Consider the following 24,494-nt stretch of genomic DNA (forward strand, 5'->3'; position numbering starts at 1 on the left):
CCATTCAAACTAATAAATTGAGTTACTTTGGAGGATCGAAATGACAACAGGAGATGCGGATATCAAAATAAGAATATTGTCAGCAGCTAAAAAGCTTTTTGCCCAATATGGCTTCGAAAAAACGACTGTGCGTCAAATATGCGAGGAGGCAGGTGCGAATGTAGCACTCGTATCCTATCATTTTGGCGGAAAAGAAAATATGTTTGGCGCCTTATTCGAAAATTTTTTTCCAAATGCTCAAATTGCTCAAGTCGATACCTCGTTAGATCCGGTAAAAGGTGTTGAGCTCGTTATTCGAGAAGTAACGGTATATCGTAACAGTGAACCTGAACTCATTAAAATCATTCAGCAGGAAATCGTTATGAATACGGCCCGTATCCAAAAAATTCAATTGCATGCCATACCGATTTGGCAGCAGTTAAGGAATTGGATTGAGCAAGGACGGGAACAAGGAGTATTTCATTATCGCTCATTGGATTCGACACTAATGTCCATTATAGGCACATTGCTATTCTATCGACATGTTTCCTATTGGGATGTACTGTATGATGTCGAGTCGATAACGGTTGATCAAATGGTCGAGGATATGACGATTTTTATTTTAAATGCCTTGCAGTACAACAGTAAATAGGTAGTAAGTGACGATATACAAGAGATCATGAACAGCAGCCCGTAAGATGGTGACTTTGAAAAAAGTGACTATCCTACGGGTTTTTACGTGTCTATCCACTAATCAAGAAGTGATCGAGATTTCAATTATAAGTTGTAATCTTGACCCATCCTTATCATGCATCCCTCTTGTTCTTTCTGAATTGAGAGGGACACATATGATAAACCTTACGGAATTGACTGCTGAAATGGTTGTAATTGAGAAATCCGACTTCATTACAGACCTCCGAAGCGTTTCTGTCGGTGTGCTCCATTAATAAAGCAGCCTGTTGCACACGCATGCGGTTTACCGTATCAATAATCGAATGCCCGGTGCATTGCTTAAACAAATGGGAAAGTCTTGAAACGGATAAACCTACTGATTTGGCCAGTGGTTCGATAAGGATGGGTTCTTGTAAACGCTGAGACAGGATGTGAAGCACTTCTTCAACGCGCGGGTCGACCCTTTGTACGGTTCGCTGAAGCAGGAGGAGAAAAATTTCCCGCAGGGCATTCATACATAGCTCCTGTCCGTATTTGTTCTGTTGTCTGGAATCTGCGAGAATGCGTCTGAATGCTCGGTAAATACGTTTGCGTGTCGAGCTATTCTCTATGTTTAGCTGATATAAGCTTTCGGCCGGGAGCAGATAGGTCTCTAGTGTCTGTTGAGTGAAGTGGGCCCAGACAAAATGCCAATATTTCTCCGGCATTGTGCCATATTGATGAGGCGTGTGCGCTTTGAGAATCGTTACGTCGCCCGCACCGCACTTCTTATCATCGTCCGGTGTCTTAAAATATCCTTCGCCATCCAGTGTATAGACGATCAACCAATCACTCATACCATTAGGCCGCTTCGATATATAAGTATCAGGATTGTTGAAATGGCCGCCAAATATATTTCCCTGAACCAGACCTTTTTGATTATCCTCCATAGTATAATGTCCTCCCATAACCAACGACATCTTTGATGGTTACAGCATAGTCGGTATAAGGCTTTGAATCAAGAGGATAGCAGAATCGCATGAGTATATAGCATGATCGATAATTCATTCTTTCAGCAAATGCTCTTATACTAACAGCATGATCGCAACAACAATGAAATGGGGGCTGGCAGGCTATATGAGCTATATGCTAAGGATACTTTCCGAGGAGCAGAAGATGAGGTTTGAAATCGAAGGGTACCTGATTGTAAAAGGATTGTTCACGAAAGAAAACCTGCTTGAAATCGAAACTGCCTTTGAGGAGCTTAGTCATCAAACTATCCCAGGTTATTTTGAACCGCAGCTGGATGCATTATCCACAGATCCGCTAAAACGCTACCCGAGGGTTATGCATCCGCATCGATACAATGAAACCGCAATGAAATATATGCTGCATAAACCAGTAATGGACGTGCTTGCGGACTTGTATGAAGAGGAAGCACTCGCGGCTCAAAGCATGTTTTATTTCAAGCCTCCGGGTTCGCGGGGGCAAGCGCTTCATCAGGATAATTTCTATTTGAAAGTGGAGCCAGGCAATTGTATTGCTGCATGGACGGCTGTCGATGCAGCCGATGAAGAGAACGGCGGACTCCTCATCGTGCCGAAGTCTAATCGACACGAGATTGTCTGTCCAGAATTGGCTGATCCCAACGAGTCTTTTACTACCCATTACGTAAAACCTCCAAAGGATGAGAAACCCATCCCGGCCGTCATGGATAAAGGAGATGTCCTCTTCTTTAACGGTAATCTGATTCATGGCTCCTACCGGAACAAGACAAAGGATCGCTTCCGCAGAGCGTTCATTAGTCATTATGCAAATGAGTCAGCTACGCATATAGGTGCCCATTATCGTCCTTTATTCCGAGAGGACGGTACGATTGCGGATCTGGAGAACAATCCGAATGGAGGGCCATGCGGCATTGAATTCGAAATCTCATACCCTCATTAAACCAAGCATTAAGCCGCGAATGGAGGTTCAAATGTCATGGTGGACGATGACTGGACTGGGCGTTAACGGCAAGGTATGGAGCACGGAAGAACGGATAGAACGCATCGCGCAGGCTGGATTCGATGGGATTAATGGGTTCATTCCTGCCCCGGCGGATGCGAATGATTGGCGCTCGCTCTTAGAAGCAAACGGCCTATCTTTTAGCGTGAATGCTTATCCCAAAAGTGCTTCAGAAATGGAACGTTTTCTGGAGGGTGCAGAGAATTATGGTCATATACAATTCATAAACGCACAAGTGTTGACTCCATTTTTGATTGATGAACCGGCGGAAGAACTCATTTGCAGTATCATCGATTTATCCAAAAGTGCAGGGATTCCAGTTTTTATCGAAACCCATCGCGGCACAATTACGCAAGACTTGATCCGTACGGTTAGAATGATTGAGAAGCTAAAGGAACTGCGGCTGACGATCGACTTTTCTCATTATATATTAGCAGGGGAAATGCTTACGATATCCGACGAAGCAGAGCTATACTTGCAGAAGCTGCTTTCGAGAACCTCAAGCATCCATGCAAGGGTGTCAAACGGTGAGCAAATTCAAGTCGATATCGAGGATCAAACGTTGCAACCGATGATGGAGAATTACAAACGCTGGTGGTCGGCTGGCATGAGTAATTGGCTGCATACTGCGGACGCGAATGAGGTCTTTCCGTTTGTTTGTGAATTGGGTCCTCCGCCATATGCCATGACAAGGAAGGGGCTTGAAGGAGGGGCGAGTGAGGTGAGCGATCGTTGGTCGCAATCCTTATTGTTCGCCCGAATCGCAAGGGAGTTGTGGGGAGATTTGACAAATGTAAAGAAGTGAATGAAAGCTCCCGGTGAAGCCGGGGGCTTTTTTATAAATAATTGACACCTACAAAAGGAAGTAGGTTATAATTTACAAAACGTATTTTGGATAAAAAAGGGGGAAAACATGAAAATCGAGCTGATTATGGAAGCGCTTCAGAGCAGCAGGAAGCAGGGGATGTCACTGCTTGGAGCGGGAAGCACACTCTCGGAGCTAAAAGCGAGAATGGAATCAGATTGGAATCGATCACTTATTGCTGAGGTAAAAGCAGAAGCGGAGCGAATGTTGGTTGAGAGTGACCCAGAGCTTACCTATTCATTGTTCCGTATATATAGTGACAGCGGAGAGCGGCTGACCTATGAACATGTTTATTTTGAAAGGCGAAAAAGGCTGAACACATTTGCGATTTTGTCTATGCTTGAGCCAGACCATGCAGCGTATGTAGAAGCATTTCATAATACGATTTGGAGTCTATGCAATGAGTATACATGGTGTCTTCCTGCTCATTTCGATATGCATTCGGATAAGATGGCAATTGATTTATTCGCTGCTGAAACCGGTTTTGCGCTTAGCGAGGTGCTAGTGCTGAATGAGGAGAGCTTGCCTCCTCTGCTGCAAAAACGAATCAGGGATGAAATAGAACGACGATTATTGGTTCCATTCCTTGAAGAAGGTCCCTTCTTCTGGGAGAGATCTGATCATAATTGGGCTGCAGTATGCGCGGGTTCCATTGGAGCGACAGCCATTCATCTGATTCAAGATACGGAGCGGTTGGCTGAGGTTCTGGAACGAGTGCTCGGGGCGCTTGAATGTTATTTATCCGGCTTTGGTGATGACGGGGCATGCGCGGAAGGCTATATGTATTGGCAGTACGGGTTCGGTTTTTATGTATACTTTGCTCAGTTATTAAAGGCAGCAACAGATGGCGGGATCAACCTGTTTCGTTCTAGTAAAGTGAAGGAAATTGCTCGCTTTCAGCAGAAATGTTTTACAGACGCTAATACCGTGGTTAACTTCTCGGATTCCATGGCTGAGTGCGGCATTTTCATGGGGTTAAGCTGCTTCCTGCATGATGTGTATGAGGATGTCGTAATTCCTGATAGGAGTCTAAGAGCATCGTATACTGCGGATCATTGCGGCCGCTGGGCACCGGCAATTCGTAATCTGCTTTGGACGAAAGAGTTGAAAGCGGATTCAGCAGTGGAGGAAAGCCAATCGATGTGGCCGGCTGAGTCACATTATATGCCTGATACGCAATGGCTTCTGTCTCGTCATGTAGGAAAGAAGGGCGACAACTGGAGCTTTGCAGCAAAGGGCGGGCATAATGATGAGCCGCATAATCATAATGATGTCGGTCACTTTATTTTGCATGGTGATGGAGATACGTATCTGGCAGACTTAGGCAGCGGCGAGTACACATCGTCATATTTTGGCTCAGAGCGGTATGATTTTTGGTGTAATGGGTCACAAGGTCATTCCGTTCCTATTATCGGCGGAGAACATCAACGTAATGGGCGGATGTTCAAATGTACGGTGAATGAAACAGTGACAAGTGAGACGGATGATCTATTCACGCTTGAGATGAGCGGAGCTTACACGAATGAGCAGCTTGTGGAGCTTGAGCGTCGCTTCCATTGGAGCAAGACGGAGCTTCCATCGTTGACGATTACCGATACAATCGTCTTCTCTGATTCTGGAGGAGATATAGACAAGCGAAACGTAGTGGAGCGATTTATATGCTTACTCGAACCCGTTAAAGTCAAGGAAGGCCAGTTCCGTTTAGAAGGTAAGAAACAGCTGGATATTTTTTATGATAATCAGGAATGGGAGCCTGCTATAACGGCTAGAAGCGATGTTGACCATTATGGACGCGAGCGTTTCTGGTATACGCTAGATTTCGCATTGATTTCAGAGACTAGCGATAGAGTTAGGATCAAGAGTCGTTTTTTATTTCAATTTCAATCGTAATGAACAAATAGCTTGAAAATGAAGTGAGGAGCTGAGAGTTATGGAGCAGGAGAAAAGCTGGGTGCAAGAGGCATGGGAGCACGTGCATGAGAAGGTAACGAGAACGAGCGAACGCATAGGAGCTAGATTTCCGCATGCAAGTGTTGACGGAGCTTATGTGCTGGAAGCGCCGAATTGGTGGACAGCTGGATTTTGGCCAGGTATGCTTTGGCTGCTCTACCGTGATCCTGAATCGAGAGATGACCGCTATAAGGAAATTGCAGAGGCTTGTGAAAAGCAGCTGGACGAGGTACTCTACGGATATGATCGGCTTGATCATGATATTGGCTTTATGTGGTCGCTGACAAGCGTCGCAAGATATAAACTCCTTGGGGAAGAACAGTCACGTAGAAGGGCGCTGCTTGCGGCAAGCGTGCTTAGCGGTCGATTTAATGTGAAAGGCAATTATATACGTGCATGGAATCCATGGGGTGAAGGGCAGCGAAATGAAGGCTGGGCTATTATAGATTGTATGATGAATTTGCCGCTGCTTTACTGGGCTAGTGAAACGACAGGAGATCCTAGATTTAAGCATTTGGCGATGGAGCATGCGGATACGGTGATCGAACATTTTATACGGTCTGATGGTTCCGTCAATCATATTGTAATTTTCAATGCGGAAACCGGAGAGTTTGAGAGTGTAAATGGCGGTCAAGGATTTGCGCCGGAATCTGCGTGGTCAAGAGGAGCAGCATGGGCCATCTATGGAATGGCACTGAGCTATCGCTATACGGGAGAGAGTAGATATTTGGAGGCAGCGAAGCGGGTTGCGCATTTCTTTATCGCCAATCTGCCAGAGGACAACGTTCCACATTGGGATTTCCGACTGCCATCGGGTATTGAGCGATACCGTGATACTTCTGCAGGCGCTTGTGCGGCATGCGGCTTACTTGAAATTGCAGCTTCTGTTCCAGAAGAGGAAGCAGAGCTTTATCAGCATGCGGGAGAGAAAATACTGCAATCCATGTACGAGAATTATGGAGCTTGGGATGATCATAGTGAAGAGGGCTTGATCTTGCATGGGACAAGCCACTATCCGGAGAGAAGAAATATTGATGTGCCGCTGATCTATGGTGATTATTTCTTTGTCGAAGGTTTAGCTCGCTTAAAAGGAGATTCATCAACGTTCTGGTAGGATAAAAGAGGAAGAAGGCAGACCGCAAAATGAACTGCACCTCCATTGTTAGACAAGACTAACAATGGAGGTGCAGTTCACTAAAATGCTGGTCTGCCTTTTTTCTGCTCTTATTGTGCTTGTGCTTCTGCAATAGTATCATCTTGCAGGGACGGAAGCGGTTTTCTTCTAATTTTCACTTCTTGGAATGAGATTGTATTGGAGATAATGTAATCAGGTGTCTTCCGATGGGAATGGGATTCACGGAAGGCTTCGCTTCGTGTCCATGCTTGGAAGTCATCCTTCGAATTCCAGCGGGTTACGATGGATACCTCATCATATTCCTTTGTGTTTTGCGTTAGAAGAACCTCTAGTCCAAGGAAGCCTTCCATAGCCTCTACCTTGCCAACCTTGTCGAAACGTTCGATCAGCTTATCGCCGTCACCTTTTGTAATGTGGGATGTATTCGTTACAATAATCATCGTTGCATCCTCCTCGTAATTTTTAGGAATGGGAATAATAACCGGATAGTTTTCATCGAAGCTCACTTTCGCCTCAATTTCGTACACTTGCCTCAAAAAGCGAGAAGTAATAACAGTTTGTGGATGACCGGTTGTGACAATCTCACCATCCTTCATCGCAATCAGATGATCGCAATAGGCGGCAGCTTGCTGCAGATCATGCAGTACCATGACAATCGTGATGCCGTGCTCTTGGTTAATTTTTCGCAGTATGCCCATTACTTCGAGTTGATGGGATAGGTCTAAGTAAGTTGTGGGCTCATCTAGCAAAATAATGTCCGTGTTCTGGGCAAGAGCCATCGCAATTCTCGCTTTTTGTTGCTCACCTCCCGACAAAGTATGGAACATCCGATCATCATGTCTGCGTATGCTCATGGTCTTCATAGCCCAGTTAATGATTCGTTGATCCTCATCAGTCAGCCGTTGGCTGAATAGACGCTTGTGAGGCGATCGTCCATAAGCAACCAGCTCGCGAACGGTAAGCTCTGGCAGCATATCCTTCGCTTGCGGAAGCATGGAAATGGTTCGTGCGAAGTCACCTCTTGAATACGAGCCTGCGTCCTTTCCTTGAATCTGAACGTTACCTTTATCCTCTTGCAGCAGTTTAGTAATGACTTTGAGAAGCGTTGATTTACCGGAACCATTCGGGCCAATGATGGCAGTCATTTTTCCATGAGGAATGGCTACGTTGATATCAAACAGTTCAAACATGCCCATCGCAAGCCCGATATCCTCTAATTCAATCGCTGTAGGATTAGCAGTCATCGCAGATTCCTCCGCTTCCTTAGTAAAATTAAAAAGAATGGTGCACCGATGCACGCGAGGATGATGCCGACAGGAAGCTCGACTGGATCAAACCAGGATCTTGCTATTGTATCTGTAAAAACAACAAGCGCTGCTCCGCCCACAATGGAAATGGGGAGAAGGAAACGATAATCTTCACCAATAAGCAAGCGAACGGCATGAGGGACGACGAGTCCCACAAAACCAATTAGCCCAGCGGCACTGACTGCTGCTCCTGCAAGTAAGGAAGAGAGAAGAATGAGGAGAAGTCTTTGCAGCTCAACCTTCTGCCCCAGCAGCTTAGCGGAATCATCTCCAAGCAACATTAAATTGGCTGGCTTGATGGCAAGAACCGTTAAAGCAAGCCCAATTAGCGCATAAGGAGCCATGAAGGAAAGATGATACCAGCTTCGACCATTAAGCCCTCCCGACAGCCAAGGCAGAACAGATTGGACGCGGTCGCTGTAAACGACCATAATCCCGTTCATAATGGCTCCGAGCAAGGCGTTAATGGCTACGCCCGCTAGCACAATTTTCACAGGAGAGGTTCCTTTGTCCCATGAAATCAAATAAATAATAATCGAAGTAGCAAAAGCGCCGATAAAAGCTGCGGCAGGAAGCAAGTAGCTTAATTGCGGTAATAAAACCATCGTTATAACAGCTGCGAGTCCGCCTCCTGCTGATACACCAATAATGCCTGGATCTGCTAGCGGATTACGCATCACACCCTGCAATATAGCACCGGCTGCAGCGAGACAAGCACCTGTTAGTAAGCCGACCAATACACGAGGCAATCTTAAATTCATAATTATTGAATCATGAGCCGACCCTGTATCACTCGTGAGTACAAGCCAAATTTCACTTAAAGATATAGAAACAGATCCATAGGAAAGACCATAACATACACTTAAAAGGAGTAGGATAGGGGCTGCCGCTATGGCAATCTTTCTTCTTTTTGCTCGTCGCCTAATATTCATTTCAATCCTCTCATTGCTGTACCGACTTCAGCATGTCATGCAGGATATCGAGTGATTCTATAACCCGAGTTCCTGGATTAGAACCGAATAAATCGGACGGCAGCACCTCAACTTTATTTTGCTTAACGGCCTCTAGACTGCTCCAAGCCGGATTCGTTTTCATCTCCTTCAAGAAGCCCTTTTTCACTTCTTCTGGATTGCCATGTGTAGTGATGAGAATAAGCTGTGGATTAGCCTCTACGATTCGTTCCGAGTTTAATTGCGCATATTGCGGATAGCTTTGCAGACTCGGATAATCGGATGCAATATTCTCACCGCCGGCGAGCTCTAATATATTGCCGCTCAATGAGTTCGGCAACGCAGCCATATAGGTCCCGGGAGCGCCATAAACGATAAGAGCTCTTGGTTTCTTGCCAGTTGAGACAGCTTCATATTCTTTCAGCTTGCCATCAATTGTTGCAATGAGTTCTTCTGCTTTGGCTTCTTTCCGCAGCAGTTGGCCGAATAAGCTGATTTGACCCTTAATTTCTTCAACGGAATTGGCACTTGTTAATATAATCTGGGAGCCGACACTCTTTAATATAGGGATGTCTTTCGTATTCATGGGATTATTACCTAGTACAACATCTGCACGGAGCAGTGTGATCTTCTCAAGATCAACCTCATGGGCGGAACCAATTTGCTGCACATTATTAGCTGCTTCAACAGTTAGAGGAGAAGAGGCGGTAGGTCTGCCGACCAGCTCGCCGCCTAATGCATAAATAATATCTGTTTCACCGTTACTGAGCGCGACGATACGGGTTGGAACCTCGTCAAAGGATAGTGTTCGATTGGCGAAATCCTTTATTTGAATGAGACTGGCATTATGATTTAGCGATCCATTTGCGTTCGAATCATTTCCGCAGCCTGTCAAAGTAAGCAGTAGAATAATAAAAACGATTAGATAACTTTTGCTCATTTAACCCTCCAGGCACAATGTTTGATAGTGATAATCAATATCATTTATAGAATAAGGATTATCTGAACTACTGTCAACAGATTTATCAAGAAAATATTTACTTTTTATTTTATGAAAAAAATCTACTAATAATTATAAAAATAACGATTTTATCAAAAAAAATAATACTTGACTGAGAGTGAGAATGTGAAGTAGTATTGACTCGAGTTTAAGATGATAAGCATTTTTTGGAAGAGGTGCGCTTATATAAGCAAAAAAATGAGGAGGATGAAATCGCTCATGTCCTATTCGAGAAGAGAAGCTGTTTACTCGGAATAGGCGTATTTATTGAGCAAATAGCGATTAATGAATGATTATCCCATTTAAAGTTGTTTATTTTTTTTAATCACTAATTGAGAATGATAATCATTACTTGTTATTGAGAGTATTAATTGTTTTAAATCATGAATGTCATGATAATTAAATTATTAATTATTATTTTTAAAATTATGTAATTATTTGGGGATGGTGAAAATGATAAGGCTTTTTGCAAAACGGACTTTCCTTTTGTCGCTCATTTGCGCCTTAAGCATGTTGCTTCATGCGTCCATCGCTGGAGCACAATCTGATTTGTCCGAGGGTACATATTCGATTTCCTATACGGTCCTAAAGCCGGAAAATGATTCAGCTTCAATGGCAAATGATTATTGGGAGAAGCCTGCGACTGTCATTCTCAAAAATGGTGTTTGGACCGTCCAGACTACGATTAATCACAGTCAATGGGTATCATCCTTTAAGGTGTCAGCGGGCAGCGATTTCAAGGAGGCAAAAACAATTTCTGCCAATACGGAGGAGGATAAAAGGGTCGCACAGTTTAGTGTGGATGATTTGTCTAAGCCGTTGTTAGCAAAAATTCATGTCATTGTGGAATCGATTGATTATAACCATAAATACTCGATCAAGCTCGTGTTTGACATGGAAAGCCTAACCCTTGTGAAAGCTAGCGAGCCAGAAGTGAAGAAGGATACAAAAGAACCGGTTGTCGAAGCCTCGGGAAACTCCGATTCGAAGGGGGGATCTTCGGAAGCCGTTAATAAAACGGATGAGAAAGTGAATACCTCGATGGATAAACCGGTTGTACAAAGCAATGCCGGTAAGGAAGTAAGCGAGACTGTAATAAACAAAGCAGATGGGAAAACAGCTCCAGCAGCAACAGTTGCCCCAGCACATGGGGATGCAATTGAGAAGCCAGCAGGTGAATTAGATTCAGCAGATAAACCAGCAAGCCAAGCTTCAATTGCAGAGGATGGAACCGAGAATGAGAGTAAGCAAAATGAAGAATCCGCGGCTGTAAAACCTGCTGGAGAACCTGAGCTTGATGCCGGTGCAATAACAGCTGATGAGCCTTCTTCAACGGTTTCTGAAGGAATGGCTGCACTGGAAGCTGCCGAGGAGGCAGATGATTGGAGCTCCAACAAAAATGCTGTTTTAGTAGGTTCAATACCACTCCTCTTGCTCGCAATCACATTCTTGATTTGGATATGGAAAAGAAAGAAATCGAACCAAGAAATCGTCAAATAACCCATACGGGAAAAAGGGAGAAGAACTATTTTGAATAATAAATTTATAAAAATGATTGCAGCACTTACTACATTGCTGATGCTATTTGCATTCGTGCAGGTGTCTCCTGCTAGAGCAGCTGGAAGCACATTGAACGACGGGCAATACACAATCAATTATGATGTTTATTACGCTGGGGTAAAGAGTACTCGATTTGATGCTTATTTGAACAAAACAGCTACTGTGACCGTTTCCAATTCAACCTATTCGGTAAAGGTTAACGTTCTTGACAGTACAACCATTACTGATTTTCAAGTAGAGAGTGATGGAGGCTACGCTTCTGCTCCAGTTGTGGAAACTGGTGAAAATACAAAGGTAGTAAAATTTGATGCAGCTGATTTGACAGCAGGCAAGGATGTAAAGATTCATGTTGTTGTAAGCAGTGCCGCTTACGATAAATGGTTTGATATTCAACTCGTATTCGATGCGAGCAGCATGACGAAGGTAGAGCCGGTATTGGTGGATGGAACGTATACGATGAATCTTTCTGTGCTCCATGCAACAAAAGAAGAGGAATCGAGCATGAAGAACTATCTGGAAAGCGCAGCATTGCTAGAGGTGAAGGATGGCAAGAGAGTAGTCTACCTCACTTTGAAGGATAGAAATACGGTTACCGAATTCCAGATAGCAAGTGATGGAATAACCTATGTAAAGGCAGCAACCGCAAAGGACAGCACAACAGATCAGTCGACTATCGTTAAATTCGAGGTAGATAAGCTAATAGAAAAACTGAACTCTAAAGTTCATGTTGTAACCTCTTATGTGGATAAAAATGGTGTGACACAGGTCTATGATATGTGGCATAACATTCGCCTTCTATTCAACACGGCTAGTATTCAAAGTACAACGATAACAGTGCCAGAGCCGGGAACGCCTGGAACTGAAACACCTGGAACAGGAACACCAACACCTGGAGTCATTGCGGATGGAAAGTATAGCGTTAACTTCTCTGTATTGAAGGCCGGTACATCCGAAGCTTCTGTTATGAATGGCTTCGTGTATCATCCTGCTACACTTGATGTTGTAAATGGCGTGAAGAAAGTAACGCTGCGTCTGACACAAAGCAAAGAAATTACTGAGTTTAAGGTTGAGGGCGCAACACCTTCTACTGTGGCATCCGATTCATCCGTCAATACAAGAGATGTGCAATTTACGGTATCAGATCTTAGCACGAAGCTAAACGCTTGGGTGCATATCAATTGGCCTGAAGTTGGCTATAACCATGATTATGATGTTCAAATTTCATTTGGCAGCCATACCGACTATGTTGATCCGTCGAAACCGACTGGCAGCATTCCAACTGTTCCAGATGTAGAAGAAGAGGAAGAGGAAGAGGAAGAAGCGCCTGGAACAGCGGTAGTCCTGAATGATATCGGGGGACACTGGGCTAAAGATTCTATCGAACGTGCAATTAAACTAGGTATTGTAACAGGCTATGGAGATTCCACCTTCCGTCCAGAGGCAACTATAAGCCGCGCTGAGTTCACGGCATTGATTGCAAGAGCATTGAAGCTTAAGGGGACTGCTGGATCGATTGATTTCAGTGATGAAGCGAAAATTCCGGCTTGGGCTAAAACGTATATCGAGCAAGCCATAGAAGCTGGAATTATTAGCGGCTATGAAAACGGTACGTTCCGTCCTGCGCAAAACGTTAGTCGTGCGGAAATTGCTGTTATGATGGTTCGCGCTTTGAAACTGACGCTGGATGAGAATGAGGAGCTTACTTTTGCAGATGGGGACAAAGTTCCTTCTTATGCAAAAGCATCTATCGCAGCAGCTGTGAAAGCAGGCCTTATTAACGGCAAAGACAACAATCACTTCGATCCAAACACCAATGCAACAAGAGCGGAAGCTGTTACCTTTATTCTTAGAACACTGGATTATCTAGAAGCAAATCAGCCAGCCAAAGAAGCAGCTGCGAAATAAAATAGAGTAAACATAAGCTGAAGATTTAGAGGATACCGCGAATGGGGTATCCTCTGTAGTTTTTTTAATATGGGAAAGAATAAGCTGCTTACGCTTGGGAGAGTAGGAGTAGAAAATGAAAAAAATGATCATGATAGCCGCTGGTATTCTATTTATACTCATGCATACAGGATGCTCCGCGGATAATAAGGGATCTACGAGCAGTGAAAATGTGCAAAGTACCCAATCTACTGTAAGCTCCGAGCATTCTGATAAAGAAGCAGAGCCGCAGCCCAAAATCATTGCTACTACAGTTGCCATTACAGAAATTATGAATGCGCTTGGTGTTGATCTAGTCGGCATTCCAACGAGTACCAAGACGCTTCCAGAACGATATAAGGATGTTAAGAAGATTGGGAATCCAATGAGCCCAGATATGGAGCTTGTGAAATCGTTGAAGCCAACCGATGTATTGTCTGTTACAACGCTTCAATATGATTTAGAGCCCGTGTTCGAAAGTGTGAAAATCAATGCTACATTTCTCGATTTGACCAGTCTATCACGGATGCAAGCAGCGATTTCTGAGCTCGGGCAAAAGTATGGTCATGAGCGTGAAGCTAAGGCAATTGTGCAGGCATTCGATGATAAAATAGCAGATATTCAAATGAGAGTAGCGGTTAAGGAAAAGCCTAAGGTTCTTATATTGCTTGGTGTTCCCGGCAGTTACCTTGTAGCAACGGAGAACTCCTATATTGGAGATCTCGTTAAGTTGGCGGGAGGCGTCAACATCGTGCAGGGTGAGAGTGTGGAATTTTTGGCGTCCAATACAGAGTATTTGCAGCAGGCGAATCCCGATGTTATTTTACGTGCGGCGCACGGGATGCCTAAAGAAGTAATTGAGATGTTTGATAAAGAATTTAAGAAAAATGATATTTGGAAGCATTTTAATGCTGTTAAAAATAATCGCGTATATGACTTGGAAGAAGAGCTGTTTGGAACGACAGGTGGCTTAAATGCAAGCGAGGCGTTGGATGTTTTGGTGGAGATGCTTTATCCGGAATAATTGAAGCCTTGAAGATTTGGTTTAGATTGATGTTTGCTTGATAAAACGTTGAGGGCGTTGATGATGAACAAAAAAATAGTTAGTTTTATTGGTGTCATAGTTTTACTTCTTGCCGTTATTATAATTTCTGTCACAACGGGAAGTATAAAGGTTGGTCTGTTGGAATTGGTGCAAGGCTTGATTAGCGGTACGAATGATGAGGTTGAAGTAGTAAAAGATTTAAGGCTGCCTCGTATTATAGTCGCTTTATTAACAGGAGCTGCTCTTGCTGTATCCGGTGTACTGCTACAAGCGGTTATGCGAAATCCTCTTGCTGATGCAGGGGTTATCGGTATTTCATCTGGAGCGGGATTCATCGCTCTGTTAGTTGTAACGATCTTTCCATCGCTGTTTTTTTGGATGCCGCTCTTTTCGTTTTTGGGCGGAGCTTTTGCATGCTTCTTGGTTTACTCCTTATCGTGGAAGACGGGCCTTAGTCCTATGCGCATTATATTGGTAGGAGTAGCGATTAACGCGACCTTTACCGGTCTTGGACAATCCTTTAATTACCGGGGAAGCTATGCGGTAACCTCTGTGAATCAAGCGATCAGCTCTATTTTTACATTAAAGACATGGAGTGACGTTGAAATATTAGGTCTGTATGGTTCAATTGGACTGGTATTATCCTTTTTCGTATGTTCATGGTGCAATATGCTGGCGTTGCAGGACAAAACAGCAGGGAATTTAGGACTCAGAGTGATGCGTGCAAGGCTTGTTATTTCTATTATAGCTGTGCTGCTAGCTTCTGTAGCGACAGCTGTTGGCGGATTAATTGCTTTCGTAGGACTGCTTGTTCCCCATATAGCTAGATTATTAATAGGGTCGGATCATAAGCTGCTTATACCATTCTCTGCATTAGCCGGAGCCTTACTCATACTGACTGCCGATACGCTTGGGAGAACCATTCTTGCTCCAACTGAAATTCCTGCTTCTATTATAATGACGATAATCGGCGGGCCATTTTTAGTATTCATGCTCAGAAAGAGTGATCGTATCCATGGAGCTTAAAGAGATTACCTACTCATATGATAAAAAGGTCGATACGCTAAAGCATGTTACGGCAGACATTGCTAAGGGGAAGGTAACAACGATTATCGGACCGAATGGCAGCGGGAAATCAACGCTTCTTGGTGTGATGGCGCGTAATTTTACCCCGAAGAACGGTGAGGTCATTTTAGAGGGGAAAAGTATTGTAGATTTTAAACCGAAGGAGCTGGCTCGTAAGCTAGCGGTCGTACACCAGCAAAATGATGCCCCGATTGATATGACGGTGGAGAAGCTGACGAGCTACGGACGGATTCCTCATCGCAGTATGTGGTCACAGGGACAAAGGGCTTCAGAGGATGATTCAGCCATAGAGTGGGCATTAATGAGTACGAAGCTAATCGAGAAGCGCAAGTCACGGCTTGACCAGTTATCAGGTGGTCAGCGTCAACGGGCGTGGATTGCTATGGCGCTCGCGCAGAAAACACCATTCCTATTTTTGGATGAGCCGACGACTTACTTGGATATGTACTATCAAATAGAAGTACTTGATTTAATAAGAAACTTAAATGAAGAGTTTGGCTTGACTATTATTATGGTGCTGCATGATGTTAATCAAGCGGTTCGCTATAGCGACACGATTATGGTTATGAAAGACGGAGAGATTGTGATGAGCGGTACACCGGGAGAAGTCATTACGGAGGAAGCTATGAAAGAGATTTACGGTGTGAATGTAGCGATCAGGAGAGATGAGCAGACGGGGATGATCGTCGTCCCGCTAGGTATCGTGTAAAAAAACGGCAAATTCATGCCAAGCACTTGAAATCCACAACGAAAATGAGTATGATAAAAATAGTTGTTAGCACTTAAAGGTTACGAGTGCTAATGGAAAAAATAAGCGACAATTTTTGAAGGAGGCTATTTTCAATGATCAAACCTTTGGGTGAACGCGTATTGATCGAAGCAATCGCGAAAGAAGAAACAACCGCTAGCGGTATCGTATTGCCGGATTCAGCGAAAGAAAAGCCGCAAGAAGGTAAAGTGGTAGCAGTTGGCAGCGGTACGCTGAAAGATGGCGTTCGTGTTGCTTTGGAAGTTAAAGAAGGCGACCGCGTTCTTTTCTCCAAATATGCAGGTACTGAAATTAAATACGAAGGTAAAGAGTATTTGATTATGAAAGAAAGCGACATTCACGCGATTTTTGGATAAGCAGCCCTTTTAGGGACACATAGAAGGCAAGACAGTGCATGGCAAATGTACTTACATTATTTTTGGGAGGTTACTGAATAATGGCTAAAGAAATTAAATTTAGTGAAGACGCTCGTCGCGCAATGCTGCGCGGTGTTGATGCTCTTGCAAATGCAGTTAAAGTAACACTTGGTCCAAAAGGCCGTAACGTAGTATTGGAGAAAAAATTTGGAAGCCCGCTTATCACAAATGACGGTGTATCCATTGCAAAAGAAATCGAGCTTGAGGACGCTTTTGAAAACATGGGCGCTCAGCTTGTTAAAGAAGTAGCAACAAAAACAAATGACGTTGCTGGTGACGGTACAACTACCGCTACTGTTCTTGCTCAAGCGATGATTCGCGAAGGCTTGAAAAACGTAACAGCAGGCGCTAACCCTATGGTTATCCGCAAAGGTATCGAGAAAGCTGTTAAAGCTGCTGTTGAAGAGCTTAAAGCTATTTCGAAACCAATCGAAGGCAAACAATCGATCGCACAAGTTGCTTCGATCTCATCTGCTGATGATGAAGTTGGCCAACTGATTGCTGAAGCTATGGAAAAAGTAGGAAACGACGGCGTTATCACAGTTGAAGAGTCGAAAGGCTTTGTAACTGAGCTTGAAGTGGTTGAAGGTATGCAATTCGACCGTGGATACGTTTCTCCTTACATGATCACGGATACGGACAAAATGGAAGCGGTTCTCGACAACCCTTACATCCTTATCACGGACAAAAAAATTACGAGCATTCAAGAGATCCTTCCGGTTCTTGAGAAAGTCGTACAATCCGGCAAACAGCTTCTAATCATTGCTGAGGATGTTGAAGGCGAAGCTCAAGCTACACTAGTAGTGAACAAACTTCGTGGAACATTCACTTGCGTAGCGGTTAAAGCTCCAGGCTTCGGCGACCGTCGTAAAGCAATGCTTCAAGATATCGCTGCTCTAACGGGCGGCCAAGTTATTACAGAGGAGCTAGGCCTTGAGCTTAAATCAACTGATGTTGATTCCCTTGGTTCTGCTCGTCAAGTTCGTATCACAAAAGAAACAACAATCATCGTTGACGGCAGCGGCAACTCCGCTGACATCGTTGCTCGCGTGAATCAAATCCGTGCTCAACTGGAAGAAACAACTTCCGACTTTGACCGTGAGAAGCTTCAAGAGCGTCTTGCTAAATTGTCAGGCGGCGTTGCTGTCATTAAAGTCGGCGCAGCTACTGAAACAGAATTGAAAGAGCGCAAACTACGCATCGAAGATGCCCTCAACTCCACTCGTGCAGCGGTTGAAGAAGGTATCGTATCCGGTGGTGGTACAGCTCTAATTAACGTATACAATGCAGTTGCAGCTGTTAAAGCAGACGGCGACGAGCAAACAGGCATTAACATCGTTCTTCGTTCCCTTGAAGAGCCGCTTCGCACAATCGCTGCGAACGCTGGTCAAGAAGGTTCGGTTATCGTTGAGCGTCTGAAAAACGAAAAAATCGGTATCGGCTACAACGCTGCTACTGGCACATGGGTGAACATGTTCGAAGCGGGTATCGTTGACCCTGCTAAAGTAACTCGTTCAGCTCTACAAAACGCAGCATCCGTTGCAGCTATGTTCTTGACTACTGAAGCAGTAATCGCTGACAAGCCTGAGCCGAAGGGCGCAGGCGCTGGCATGCCAGATATGGGCGGCATGGGCGGAATGGGCGGCATGATGTAGGGTAGACTGGATAAGGCTTTTCAGCCTTTCTGCTCTAAACCATCAGACCATGTAGCTCCTTAAATTGAGGTAATATTGATCTCAGTTTGTGAAGTAGTCACTGTTAAAAATAATAAATAAAGCAATGACCACTTCCTAATAATTCTATTAGGGAGTGGTTTTTTGTGTTGTTAAAGTTTGCATTTCAAGATTTTCTAGATGACCGTAGGTTTAAGAATACGACAAAAGTGAACATCAGAAATTATCAAACGTTGCTTGGTGAGTTTATTAATTACTGTGTGGAACATGAAGTAGTCAATGTAGAGGACATTACGCAAAGTCATGTGAAGAGCTATTTGATCCATTGTCAGGACAAAGGGAATAAAGCTGGGACAGTAAACACAAAGTTAATGAGGATGAGAGCCTTCTTCAACTATATGGTGGAGTGCGAGGTAATCAAGAATAGTCCTGCTAAGAAAGTTAAATTATTGAAAGAGGATGTGAAGATTGAAGTTTTCAGTGATGAGCAAATTATTCAAATGTTGAGTTTCTATCGGAGGATTAAACGCAGAGAGAAGAGTTATTGTGCCTATCGTGACTACATGCTTATTGTTGTGATTCTAGGGACTGGTATTAGACGAGGGGAAATTATAAATTTAAAATGGTCTGACATTGATTTCGATAATCAATCAATATCTGTCTTTGGCAAGACGAGACGCAAAGAGACGTTACCAATGACAGAAAAACTAACGAAAGAGCTTCGTGCATATCAAACCTTTTGCAAACAACATTGGGGGAAGATTAATGAATATGTCTTTACGAAGAGGGATTATAATCAGATAACTGAGTTCTCACTGATGCAGGTATTTCAGTATTTAGGAGAGAAGATGAATTTTACTAATATAAGAGTATCACCACACACTTTTCGACATACATTTTGTCATCGACTTGCTATGTCTGGCATGAGTGCCTTTGCAATTCAAAAGCTAATGAGGCATCAAAACATTGCAGTTACGATGAGATATGTTGCTATGTGGGGGAACGAGCTAAGGGAGCAAAATGATAAGTACAATCCGTTAAACAATTTAGATATTTAATGATGATAAGAAAGAAGAGGTGATTGATTTAAAGACGCTTCTTTCTTATTATCGACTAATCTATTATCTAATACGTCTTATTTTTTAAACAAGATAGTGATAGTTCGACTTCTGATATTTCCGAAGTGGTAGCACTCTTTTAAGCATGTACACATTAAACAGTCTAAGTCCCAATAGGGTCAGGATATTTAACGATGCGTTAGCGATGCAGAATCAGAAATTAAGGTGGATTGAAAATCTAATTGGATGGTAGTTAGGTTACTATAAAGGAGAAACATCTGCCGAGAGTATATTTGTTCTGATAAATGAACGGGGGATTCAGCTTTTGTGGAATATTATATAGCAACCCAATACTGCTATGCCCTTTGAGGTATGAAAAATAAGAAAAAGAGAGCAGAATATGCTCTCTTTTTCTTATTTTACAAATCTATGGAAATAGAGTATAATATCCTCATTAAACGATTTTGATTATTATATATTCACATATTGGTACATATTTAGAATACCAGAGCTGATAAGTAATTGCAATACCTTTTTTGAGATTATTTTAATCCAATTTAGGAGTGATGTTTATGGGCTTTTTTTCAAGTGACCCTATGGATGCGAAATACTTTATCATTAAGATGGAAATTTTCGCTTCGTGCCCTGAGTATTTTCATAACTACTCTTTTGTTTTTAAAAGATACCCAAATAAAACAGAACTCATTGAAGATGGTTCAGTAGTTGCTGTTAAAATTTATCATGATGGTGATCTTAAAGCAATGAAAAAGTGGGTTAATAATGCTAAGAAGTTTTATTTCACAGGAGATAGGTTAGTAGTAGATGAGTTTATCGAGATTGTCAGAGATGAATCACGATTCCAAACTCAATATATCGCAATAATAAAAAATTTTAAGAAACTCAAACCGAAGTATATACTTCTCATAACGGATTTTACGACTGGAGATACGTTATTGGGAAAAGAAATAGTAGGGGCAGAAAAACTCCCTTATAGGTTCTCAGAAGCTTTTGAGGCATCGTTAAAATATCGAAAGGCTCAAGAAGACTTAAATAAAATATGGAAATCGTACTGTTTCTATAGTCATAGGGATAACAGAAGTGAATCAGATCAAAGGATAGGAAGACTTCTTAAAGAAAGTTATTACTACGAAAAAAAAGAAGTGGAAAGGTTGTTCAGTGACTATAATGATGAACAAAACTCATGGGTTGAATAGGGAAGAATAGAAAATATTTAGTCTATATAAATATATGCTAGAGAAACAGATAGTTCTTATAAATGAATTTATTTATTATATCCATTTGAACTTTAGGAGGCATACTAATGCAAATAACTATTGAAGCAAATACAATGATGTATATCTATCTGAAATCTCCAGAGAACCATAAAAAAGAAGGCAAATCAATATCTGATGTGGTCTGTAATCTCCTTTACGATGAGAGTGACAATCTGGTTGGAATTAAGCTTTTCAACGAACGTGATAACTATCTGAACAAGCAGAAAGAGCAGTTTAATATACCAAAAGTTGGTGACTTAGATTTTCCGCTCCATAATGCAACAATCTCCCAATATGAATCTGACATTACGATCTTGTTTAATGCTGATTCAGTAATTCATCATATCAAAGAGGACGAGTGCAATATTGATCTTTGCGAAGCGGGAATCTATGGCATAGAACCAATTCCATATACTTATATAGGTGGAAAGGAAATTATCAAGCCGTTTATTATCAGAGACATACCCTTTGAGCTATTTAAGCCTGAATAGTGTAGTCAGTGGATTGATGAGCATGCCATACTGCGCTGTATTGAGTCTTAAGGGTTGTACTTTTGAAAAGGGGAATTAGTCACCCGAGGAAACAGATGAGCGCATAGCGCCATGTATGAAGTCTCGGTGACAAATAAGCCTATACATTAGTTGGATCGAAACTAAAGGAGCCTATCTGATTGTAGAACCGTAAGCGTCAAGTAATCCTCAACCTGATTGACAAGGTATGGCTAGTTGACGTTTACCCTTGGAGATTCAAAAGTGCTATCTAAAGTTGTAGTAGTATAAATCACAATATGTCGTTAAAATTCACATTTTACTTCCATTGCTAATTAGGGACGTTGTAGTGGCTTTTGAACGGCATTGAGAGCAAGAGGTTGGGTAATATCCAACTGTCGTCAGATGGCTATGATGTTACTGACACTACATAAGTATTGGCGATTATTCTGTCTGAAATGAGGAAAGGATACCTCTCCGAAACGTGATATTTACCCCGAAATGGGGATACACTTACAAATGTATTTAAACGCTGAAACTCCTTGTGTAGCAAAGGTTAATAGCAAATTCACCTAAATATTGTAAATGATATTTTAGTCTATAATGAGTCTTGTGAGTCCTCTGAGGCTTTTATATTGGGCATGGTAGCCCATTCCTCTTTTTAGAAAGCAATGTAACATAGGTATATTTAATTAATTATAATTATTTGATATGTAAACGGATAATAAGGCATACAGGAGTGGGTTTAATTTGAATTTGGATAATATTTTTTTTGAAGATGACGAACTGGGAACGCAAGAGGACGATTTTAACGGAGATATTTATGCAAAGGTCTATGGCAACCAATATCTAAGCAAAATTGAGGAATTAAAGGAATCCATCACAGCATTAAAAACAGGTGAAACGTCTTTTAATGTATTCAGCTTGGAAGCAGGCTTGGGTAAGAGTTTGCAAACACTAAAAATTATTGATTCAAACCTTGACGATTGGGATAACCCATTATCCTTCTTAATTGTACGACGCTTTAAATCAGACATTGAGCAAAGCGTAAAGCACTTAGAAAGTCACAATAACGCACTCCGTAATAATGTGTTAGGGATAACGTATGATAATTGGTCTGATTGGCAATTCAATCTGGATAAGCTAAAAGATATTCGTGTCCTCATTATCAGCCATCAGCGGTATATCAACTTATGCCTTGATGATGAAGTTAGACAAGCATTTATGGAAAATAGAGAAGTGCTTATCAATGACGAAAAAATTAATTTCCCTATCTATACATTTTCCAAAACTACATATGATGAAATTCGTTCTCTACTTCATACAAGTATTCAGCCAGAATACGATAAAGTCTGCCAAAAACTTCTCAAAGAACTTCAAAAACAGGAAGTCGAGAAGAACAAGAACAAAGTAGTGCGTTGTGAACCAAAGATTCACCCTGCAACACTTGATAATTTCCAGAAAGTCATGGAAGTAAACATTGAAAATGAGAAAGACAAGAAGACCAGAAACACGTTAAAGCATTTTATGGCAGGGCTTGAGCAATGGTACAATACCAAATGTGTTTACAATGGTGGGAACATCTCCACATACAATCGCAAACACAAGTTGTGGGGACTAAAAAATAACATCATCCTTGATGCAAGTGCAGGAATCGATGGGATTTATAATCTTGGCAACTTTAAACTCATCGGTCAGGAGAGAATTGTTGACCACAGCAACTCAAATTTCACAATTATCAACTTCAATTCAAGTAAAAGCCACTTACGACATAATCAAAGCAAATTCTATCCTGAAATATGCGAGAAGATTAAAGCTAACCACAAGTCTGATGACAAGACGCTAATCATTTGCCACAAGGACAATTACAAAGCCATATTGGAACAGCTATACAAAGCTGAAATATTGAAAATAGGCGTTGGTAACGAATACTATGGCGAAGATTTTGCTATCAATTGGTTTGGTAATTTGATTGGCAAAAATGAATACTCCAAGTTCACCCAATGTTGGATTATCGGAACACCGAACATTCCATATGAGCAGTATTTAGTCCAATACATGATGTACAAGCAAGATGATTTGGGGAAGAGGTCAACTGATATTGTACGTGGCAGATTCAAAAACGATGAATTTAAAGCTGTTCAGATAGGTTATATAGCTTCTGAAATTTATCAGAGTATCAAACGTATCCAACGAAATGAAATGCCACAGGGCGAGTTCTATATCGTCAATGGCGACGAACAGATTGTGTCAATGGTGTTAAGCCAAATCAAGGGTACTGACAATGCTAAAACCATCGAGATGGACTTTCAGCAGGAGAATAAGGGAGAAAAGAGAGGCGATAACATTGACAGATTTGTAGATTACGTATTTAGATTGTCAAAGGGAGAGTATCAAAAGAAGGGTGTATTTCAAGCTATAGGCATAACAACGAACTTCAACAGAATCTTGACTGACGCAAGAGTTAAAGCCTTACTTCCTACGGATACTGGTCTAGGCATCATAAATGTCCATAATAAGTACATTGAGAAGCTGACTGATCCCATCGACCTGCCTGATGAATAACGGAAAGTTTATATTTTAATCTAGGAAAATAAACAATCAATCAAGTAATCATTTCTATTTATTATATAGATACGATGATGACTTGGTCAAAAATACTAGTAATATAAAGGGATTTATGAAACGGTATTTGAAAAAGTTATACCGTAGTTTGAGCCTAAAAACAGAAAGATTCAAAGTGAGTGTAAGTGAACGAATATGCAACGGAAACAGCGAAGCTTTTTCGTTGCCACAAGGGCTTTGCGAAGCAAAGTCTGCGGGAGCAACACCGTAGCGAAGCGCAGGGGAAGTACGTAAAGGGAATATTATATATTATTATATTGTTCCGCTTCGCTTCACAATAATGGGGGTGCTAGAACCAACTATTTTGTTCATTTGATTCTGAATCGCTACGCTCACAGTACCAAATGAACAAAAATACCTGCCGCACCACCCCCATACCCCCTCACGGCAAATTTGACTTCGCTTCGCTCTTATAGATACAAGTGACATATTGGATTCTGGATTGATAAGAATAGGGTAGCCATCCAGAGAGGATTCTTAAGAATTGTGGCAGAGGTTTGATGGCTCAAAAATAGAGATATGGTTAAATGTCATCTGCTCAGCGGTTATTATTATGTATGCGATGGTATAGTGAAATAGTGGGAAGTCTTTTTGATTTCGTGGGTTTGATTGAAACTTGCTTCTTGCCCATGAAGTGAACAAAGCTATTAACATAAAAGGTTAAACCTTCATTTGAGCGATGGAATATGATTTCTGTGGGGCAGAGCCAACTAGTTAATTAGTTAGAACTATC

Annotated in this window: 20 protein-coding genes; 16 read left to right on the top strand and 4 right to left on the bottom strand. The window is 42.1% G+C overall.

Features of this window, described 5'->3' with window-relative positions; genetic code table 11:
- The first annotated feature begins 40 nt into the window (after window positions 1-40).
- Window positions 41-631 carry a TetR/AcrR family transcriptional regulator gene (locus tag AC0YOD_RS23835; RefSeq protein ID WP_475801832.1) on the top strand — a complete coding sequence of 197 codons (591 nt, stop codon included), beginning with the start codon at window positions 41-43 and terminating at the stop codon, window positions 629-631.
- A 154-nt stretch (window positions 632-785) separates the two neighbouring features.
- Here the strand turns inward: AC0YOD_RS23835 and AC0YOD_RS23840 are convergent, their stop codons facing one another.
- Entirely contained in the window at window positions 786-1,580 is a 795-nt protein-coding gene (locus AC0YOD_RS23840; RefSeq protein ID WP_475801833.1) for a helix-turn-helix domain-containing protein, read from the bottom strand.
- 187 nt (window positions 1,581-1,767) lie between these two features.
- Here AC0YOD_RS23840 and AC0YOD_RS23845 point away from each other — a divergent pair, with 187 nt between their 5' ends.
- From AC0YOD_RS23845 to AC0YOD_RS23860, 4 genes are all read left to right on the top strand, one after another.
- The gene (locus tag AC0YOD_RS23845) at window positions 1,768-2,577 is read left to right on the top strand and encodes a phytanoyl-CoA dioxygenase family protein (RefSeq protein WP_475801834.1); all 810 of its coding nucleotides are present in this window, start codon (window positions 1,768-1,770) and stop codon (window positions 2,575-2,577) included.
- Window positions 2,549-3,442, top strand: a complete 894-nt coding sequence (locus AC0YOD_RS23850; protein WP_475801835.1) for a sugar phosphate isomerase/epimerase family protein — start codon at window positions 2,549-2,551, stop codon at window positions 3,440-3,442. The genes AC0YOD_RS23845 and AC0YOD_RS23850 overlap by 29 nt, the downstream gene beginning before the upstream one ends.
- A gap of 108 nt (window positions 3,443-3,550) precedes the next feature.
- On the top strand, window positions 3,551-5,392 hold the full coding sequence (locus tag AC0YOD_RS23855) for a heparinase II/III domain-containing protein (RefSeq protein WP_475801836.1): 1,842 nt from the start codon (window positions 3,551-3,553) through the stop codon (window positions 5,390-5,392).
- 40 nt (window positions 5,393-5,432) lie between these two features.
- Complete coding sequence (locus tag AC0YOD_RS23860) at window positions 5,433-6,566, top strand: glycoside hydrolase family 88 protein (protein WP_475801837.1); 1,134 nt, start codon at window positions 5,433-5,435, stop codon at window positions 6,564-6,566.
- A gap of 110 nt (window positions 6,567-6,676) precedes the next feature.
- Here the strand turns inward: AC0YOD_RS23860 and isdG are convergent, their stop codons facing one another.
- From isdG to AC0YOD_RS23875, 3 genes are read right to left on the bottom strand one after another with little or no spacing between them, the layout of a single operon-like run.
- The gene (gene isdG, locus AC0YOD_RS23865; RefSeq protein WP_475801838.1) at window positions 6,677-7,831 is read right to left on the bottom strand and encodes a heme oxygenase; all 1,155 of its coding nucleotides are present in this window, start codon (window positions 7,829-7,831) and stop codon (window positions 6,677-6,679) included.
- Entirely contained in the window at window positions 7,828-8,826 is a 999-nt protein-coding gene (locus AC0YOD_RS23870; RefSeq protein ID WP_475801839.1) for a FecCD family ABC transporter permease, read from the bottom strand. Before AC0YOD_RS23870 ends, isdG begins: the two co-directional genes overlap by 4 nt.
- Window positions 8,827-8,836: 10 nt before the next feature.
- A complete protein-coding gene (locus tag AC0YOD_RS23875) occupies window positions 8,837-9,784 on the bottom strand; it encodes an ABC transporter substrate-binding protein (RefSeq protein ID WP_475801840.1) in 948 nt (315 codons plus the stop codon).
- Between the two features lie 513 nt (window positions 9,785-10,297).
- On the opposite strand from AC0YOD_RS23875, the gene isdC reads away from it, so the two are divergent.
- The 11 genes from isdC (at window position 10,298) to AC0YOD_RS23930 (ending at window position 23,701) form a co-directional block, all read left to right on the top strand.
- Window positions 10,298-11,344, top strand: coding sequence for a heme uptake protein IsdC (isdC, locus tag AC0YOD_RS23880; protein ID WP_475801841.1), 1,047 nt, complete (start codon window positions 10,298-10,300; stop codon window positions 11,342-11,344).
- Between the two features lie 30 nt (window positions 11,345-11,374).
- Entirely contained in the window at window positions 11,375-13,309 is a 1,935-nt protein-coding gene (locus AC0YOD_RS23885) for an NEAT domain-containing protein (RefSeq protein ID WP_475801842.1), read from the top strand.
- Between the two features lie 115 nt (window positions 13,310-13,424).
- A complete protein-coding gene (gene isdE, locus AC0YOD_RS23890) occupies window positions 13,425-14,351 on the top strand; it encodes a heme ABC transporter substrate-binding protein IsdE (protein ID WP_475801843.1) in 927 nt (308 codons plus the stop codon).
- Window positions 14,352-14,414: 63 nt separating this feature from the next.
- Entirely contained in the window at window positions 14,415-15,398 is a 984-nt protein-coding gene (locus tag AC0YOD_RS23895) for a FecCD family ABC transporter permease (RefSeq protein WP_475801844.1), read from the top strand.
- Window positions 15,388-16,167 carry an ABC transporter ATP-binding protein gene (locus AC0YOD_RS23900; RefSeq protein ID WP_475801845.1) on the top strand — a complete coding sequence of 260 codons (780 nt, stop codon included), beginning with the start codon at window positions 15,388-15,390 and terminating at the stop codon, window positions 16,165-16,167. Before AC0YOD_RS23895 ends, AC0YOD_RS23900 begins: the two co-directional genes overlap by 11 nt.
- A 134-nt stretch (window positions 16,168-16,301) precedes the next feature.
- Window positions 16,302-16,583 (top strand): co-chaperone GroES, encoded by a 282-nt coding sequence (groES, locus tag AC0YOD_RS23905; RefSeq protein ID WP_102714681.1) that lies wholly within the window; start codon window positions 16,302-16,304, stop codon window positions 16,581-16,583.
- Between the two features lie 80 nt (window positions 16,584-16,663).
- The gene (gene groL, locus AC0YOD_RS23910) at window positions 16,664-18,298 is read left to right on the top strand and encodes a chaperonin GroEL (protein ID WP_475801846.1); all 1,635 of its coding nucleotides are present in this window, start codon (window positions 16,664-16,666) and stop codon (window positions 18,296-18,298) included.
- Between the two features lie 164 nt (window positions 18,299-18,462).
- On the top strand, window positions 18,463-19,374 hold the full coding sequence (locus AC0YOD_RS23915) for a tyrosine-type recombinase/integrase (RefSeq protein WP_475801847.1): 912 nt from the start codon (window positions 18,463-18,465) through the stop codon (window positions 19,372-19,374).
- Between the two features lie 572 nt (window positions 19,375-19,946).
- Window positions 19,947-20,588 (top strand): hypothetical protein, encoded by a 642-nt coding sequence (locus AC0YOD_RS23920; RefSeq protein ID WP_475801848.1) that lies wholly within the window; start codon window positions 19,947-19,949, stop codon window positions 20,586-20,588.
- A 107-nt stretch (window positions 20,589-20,695) separates the two neighbouring features.
- On the top strand, window positions 20,696-21,139 hold the full coding sequence (locus tag AC0YOD_RS23925; RefSeq protein ID WP_475801849.1) for a hypothetical protein: 444 nt from the start codon (window positions 20,696-20,698) through the stop codon (window positions 21,137-21,139).
- 747 nt (window positions 21,140-21,886) lie between these two features.
- Window positions 21,887-23,701: a hypothetical protein gene (locus AC0YOD_RS23930; protein ID WP_475801850.1), complete on the top strand. Its 1,815-nt coding sequence runs from the start codon at window positions 21,887-21,889 to the stop codon at window positions 23,699-23,701.
- The last annotated feature ends 793 nt before the right edge of the window (window positions 23,702-24,494 follow it).

Source organism: Paenibacillus sp. J31P13 (assembly GCF_056269295.1).

Coding starts and splice junctions, on each gene's coding strand:
- AC0YOD_RS23855 (WP_475801836.1), top strand. CDS start 3,551: ATGAAAATCGAGCTGATTATGGAAGCGCTTCAGAGCAGCAGGAAGCAG.
- isdG (WP_475801838.1), bottom strand. CDS start 7,831: ATGACTGCTAATCCTACAGCGATTGAATTAGAGGATATCGGGCTTGCG.
- AC0YOD_RS23875 (WP_475801840.1), bottom strand. CDS start 9,784: ATGAGCAAAAGTTATCTAATCGTTTTTATTATTCTACTGCTTACTTTG.
- AC0YOD_RS23870 (WP_475801839.1), bottom strand. CDS start 8,826: ATGAATATTAGGCGACGAGCAAAAAGAAGAAAGATTGCCATAGCGGCA.
- AC0YOD_RS23895 (WP_475801844.1), top strand. CDS start 14,415: ATGAACAAAAAAATAGTTAGTTTTATTGGTGTCATAGTTTTACTTCTT.
- AC0YOD_RS23840 (WP_475801833.1), bottom strand. CDS start 1,580: ATGGAGGATAATCAAAAAGGTCTGGTTCAGGGAAATATATTTGGCGGC.
- AC0YOD_RS23845 (WP_475801834.1), top strand. CDS start 1,768: ATGAGCTATATGCTAAGGATACTTTCCGAGGAGCAGAAGATGAGGTTT.
- AC0YOD_RS23925 (WP_475801849.1), top strand. CDS start 20,696: ATGCAAATAACTATTGAAGCAAATACAATGATGTATATCTATCTGAAA.
- isdE (WP_475801843.1), top strand. CDS start 13,425: ATGAAAAAAATGATCATGATAGCCGCTGGTATTCTATTTATACTCATG.
- AC0YOD_RS23835 (WP_475801832.1), top strand. CDS start 41: ATGACAACAGGAGATGCGGATATCAAAATAAGAATATTGTCAGCAGCT.
- AC0YOD_RS23920 (WP_475801848.1), top strand. CDS start 19,947: ATGGGCTTTTTTTCAAGTGACCCTATGGATGCGAAATACTTTATCATT.
- groL (WP_475801846.1), top strand. CDS start 16,664: ATGGCTAAAGAAATTAAATTTAGTGAAGACGCTCGTCGCGCAATGCTG.
- AC0YOD_RS23900 (WP_475801845.1), top strand. CDS start 15,388: ATGGAGCTTAAAGAGATTACCTACTCATATGATAAAAAGGTCGATACG.
- AC0YOD_RS23860 (WP_475801837.1), top strand. CDS start 5,433: ATGGAGCAGGAGAAAAGCTGGGTGCAAGAGGCATGGGAGCACGTGCAT.
- isdC (WP_475801841.1), top strand. CDS start 10,298: ATGATAAGGCTTTTTGCAAAACGGACTTTCCTTTTGTCGCTCATTTGC.
- groES (WP_102714681.1), top strand. CDS start 16,302: ATGATCAAACCTTTGGGTGAACGCGTATTGATCGAAGCAATCGCGAAA.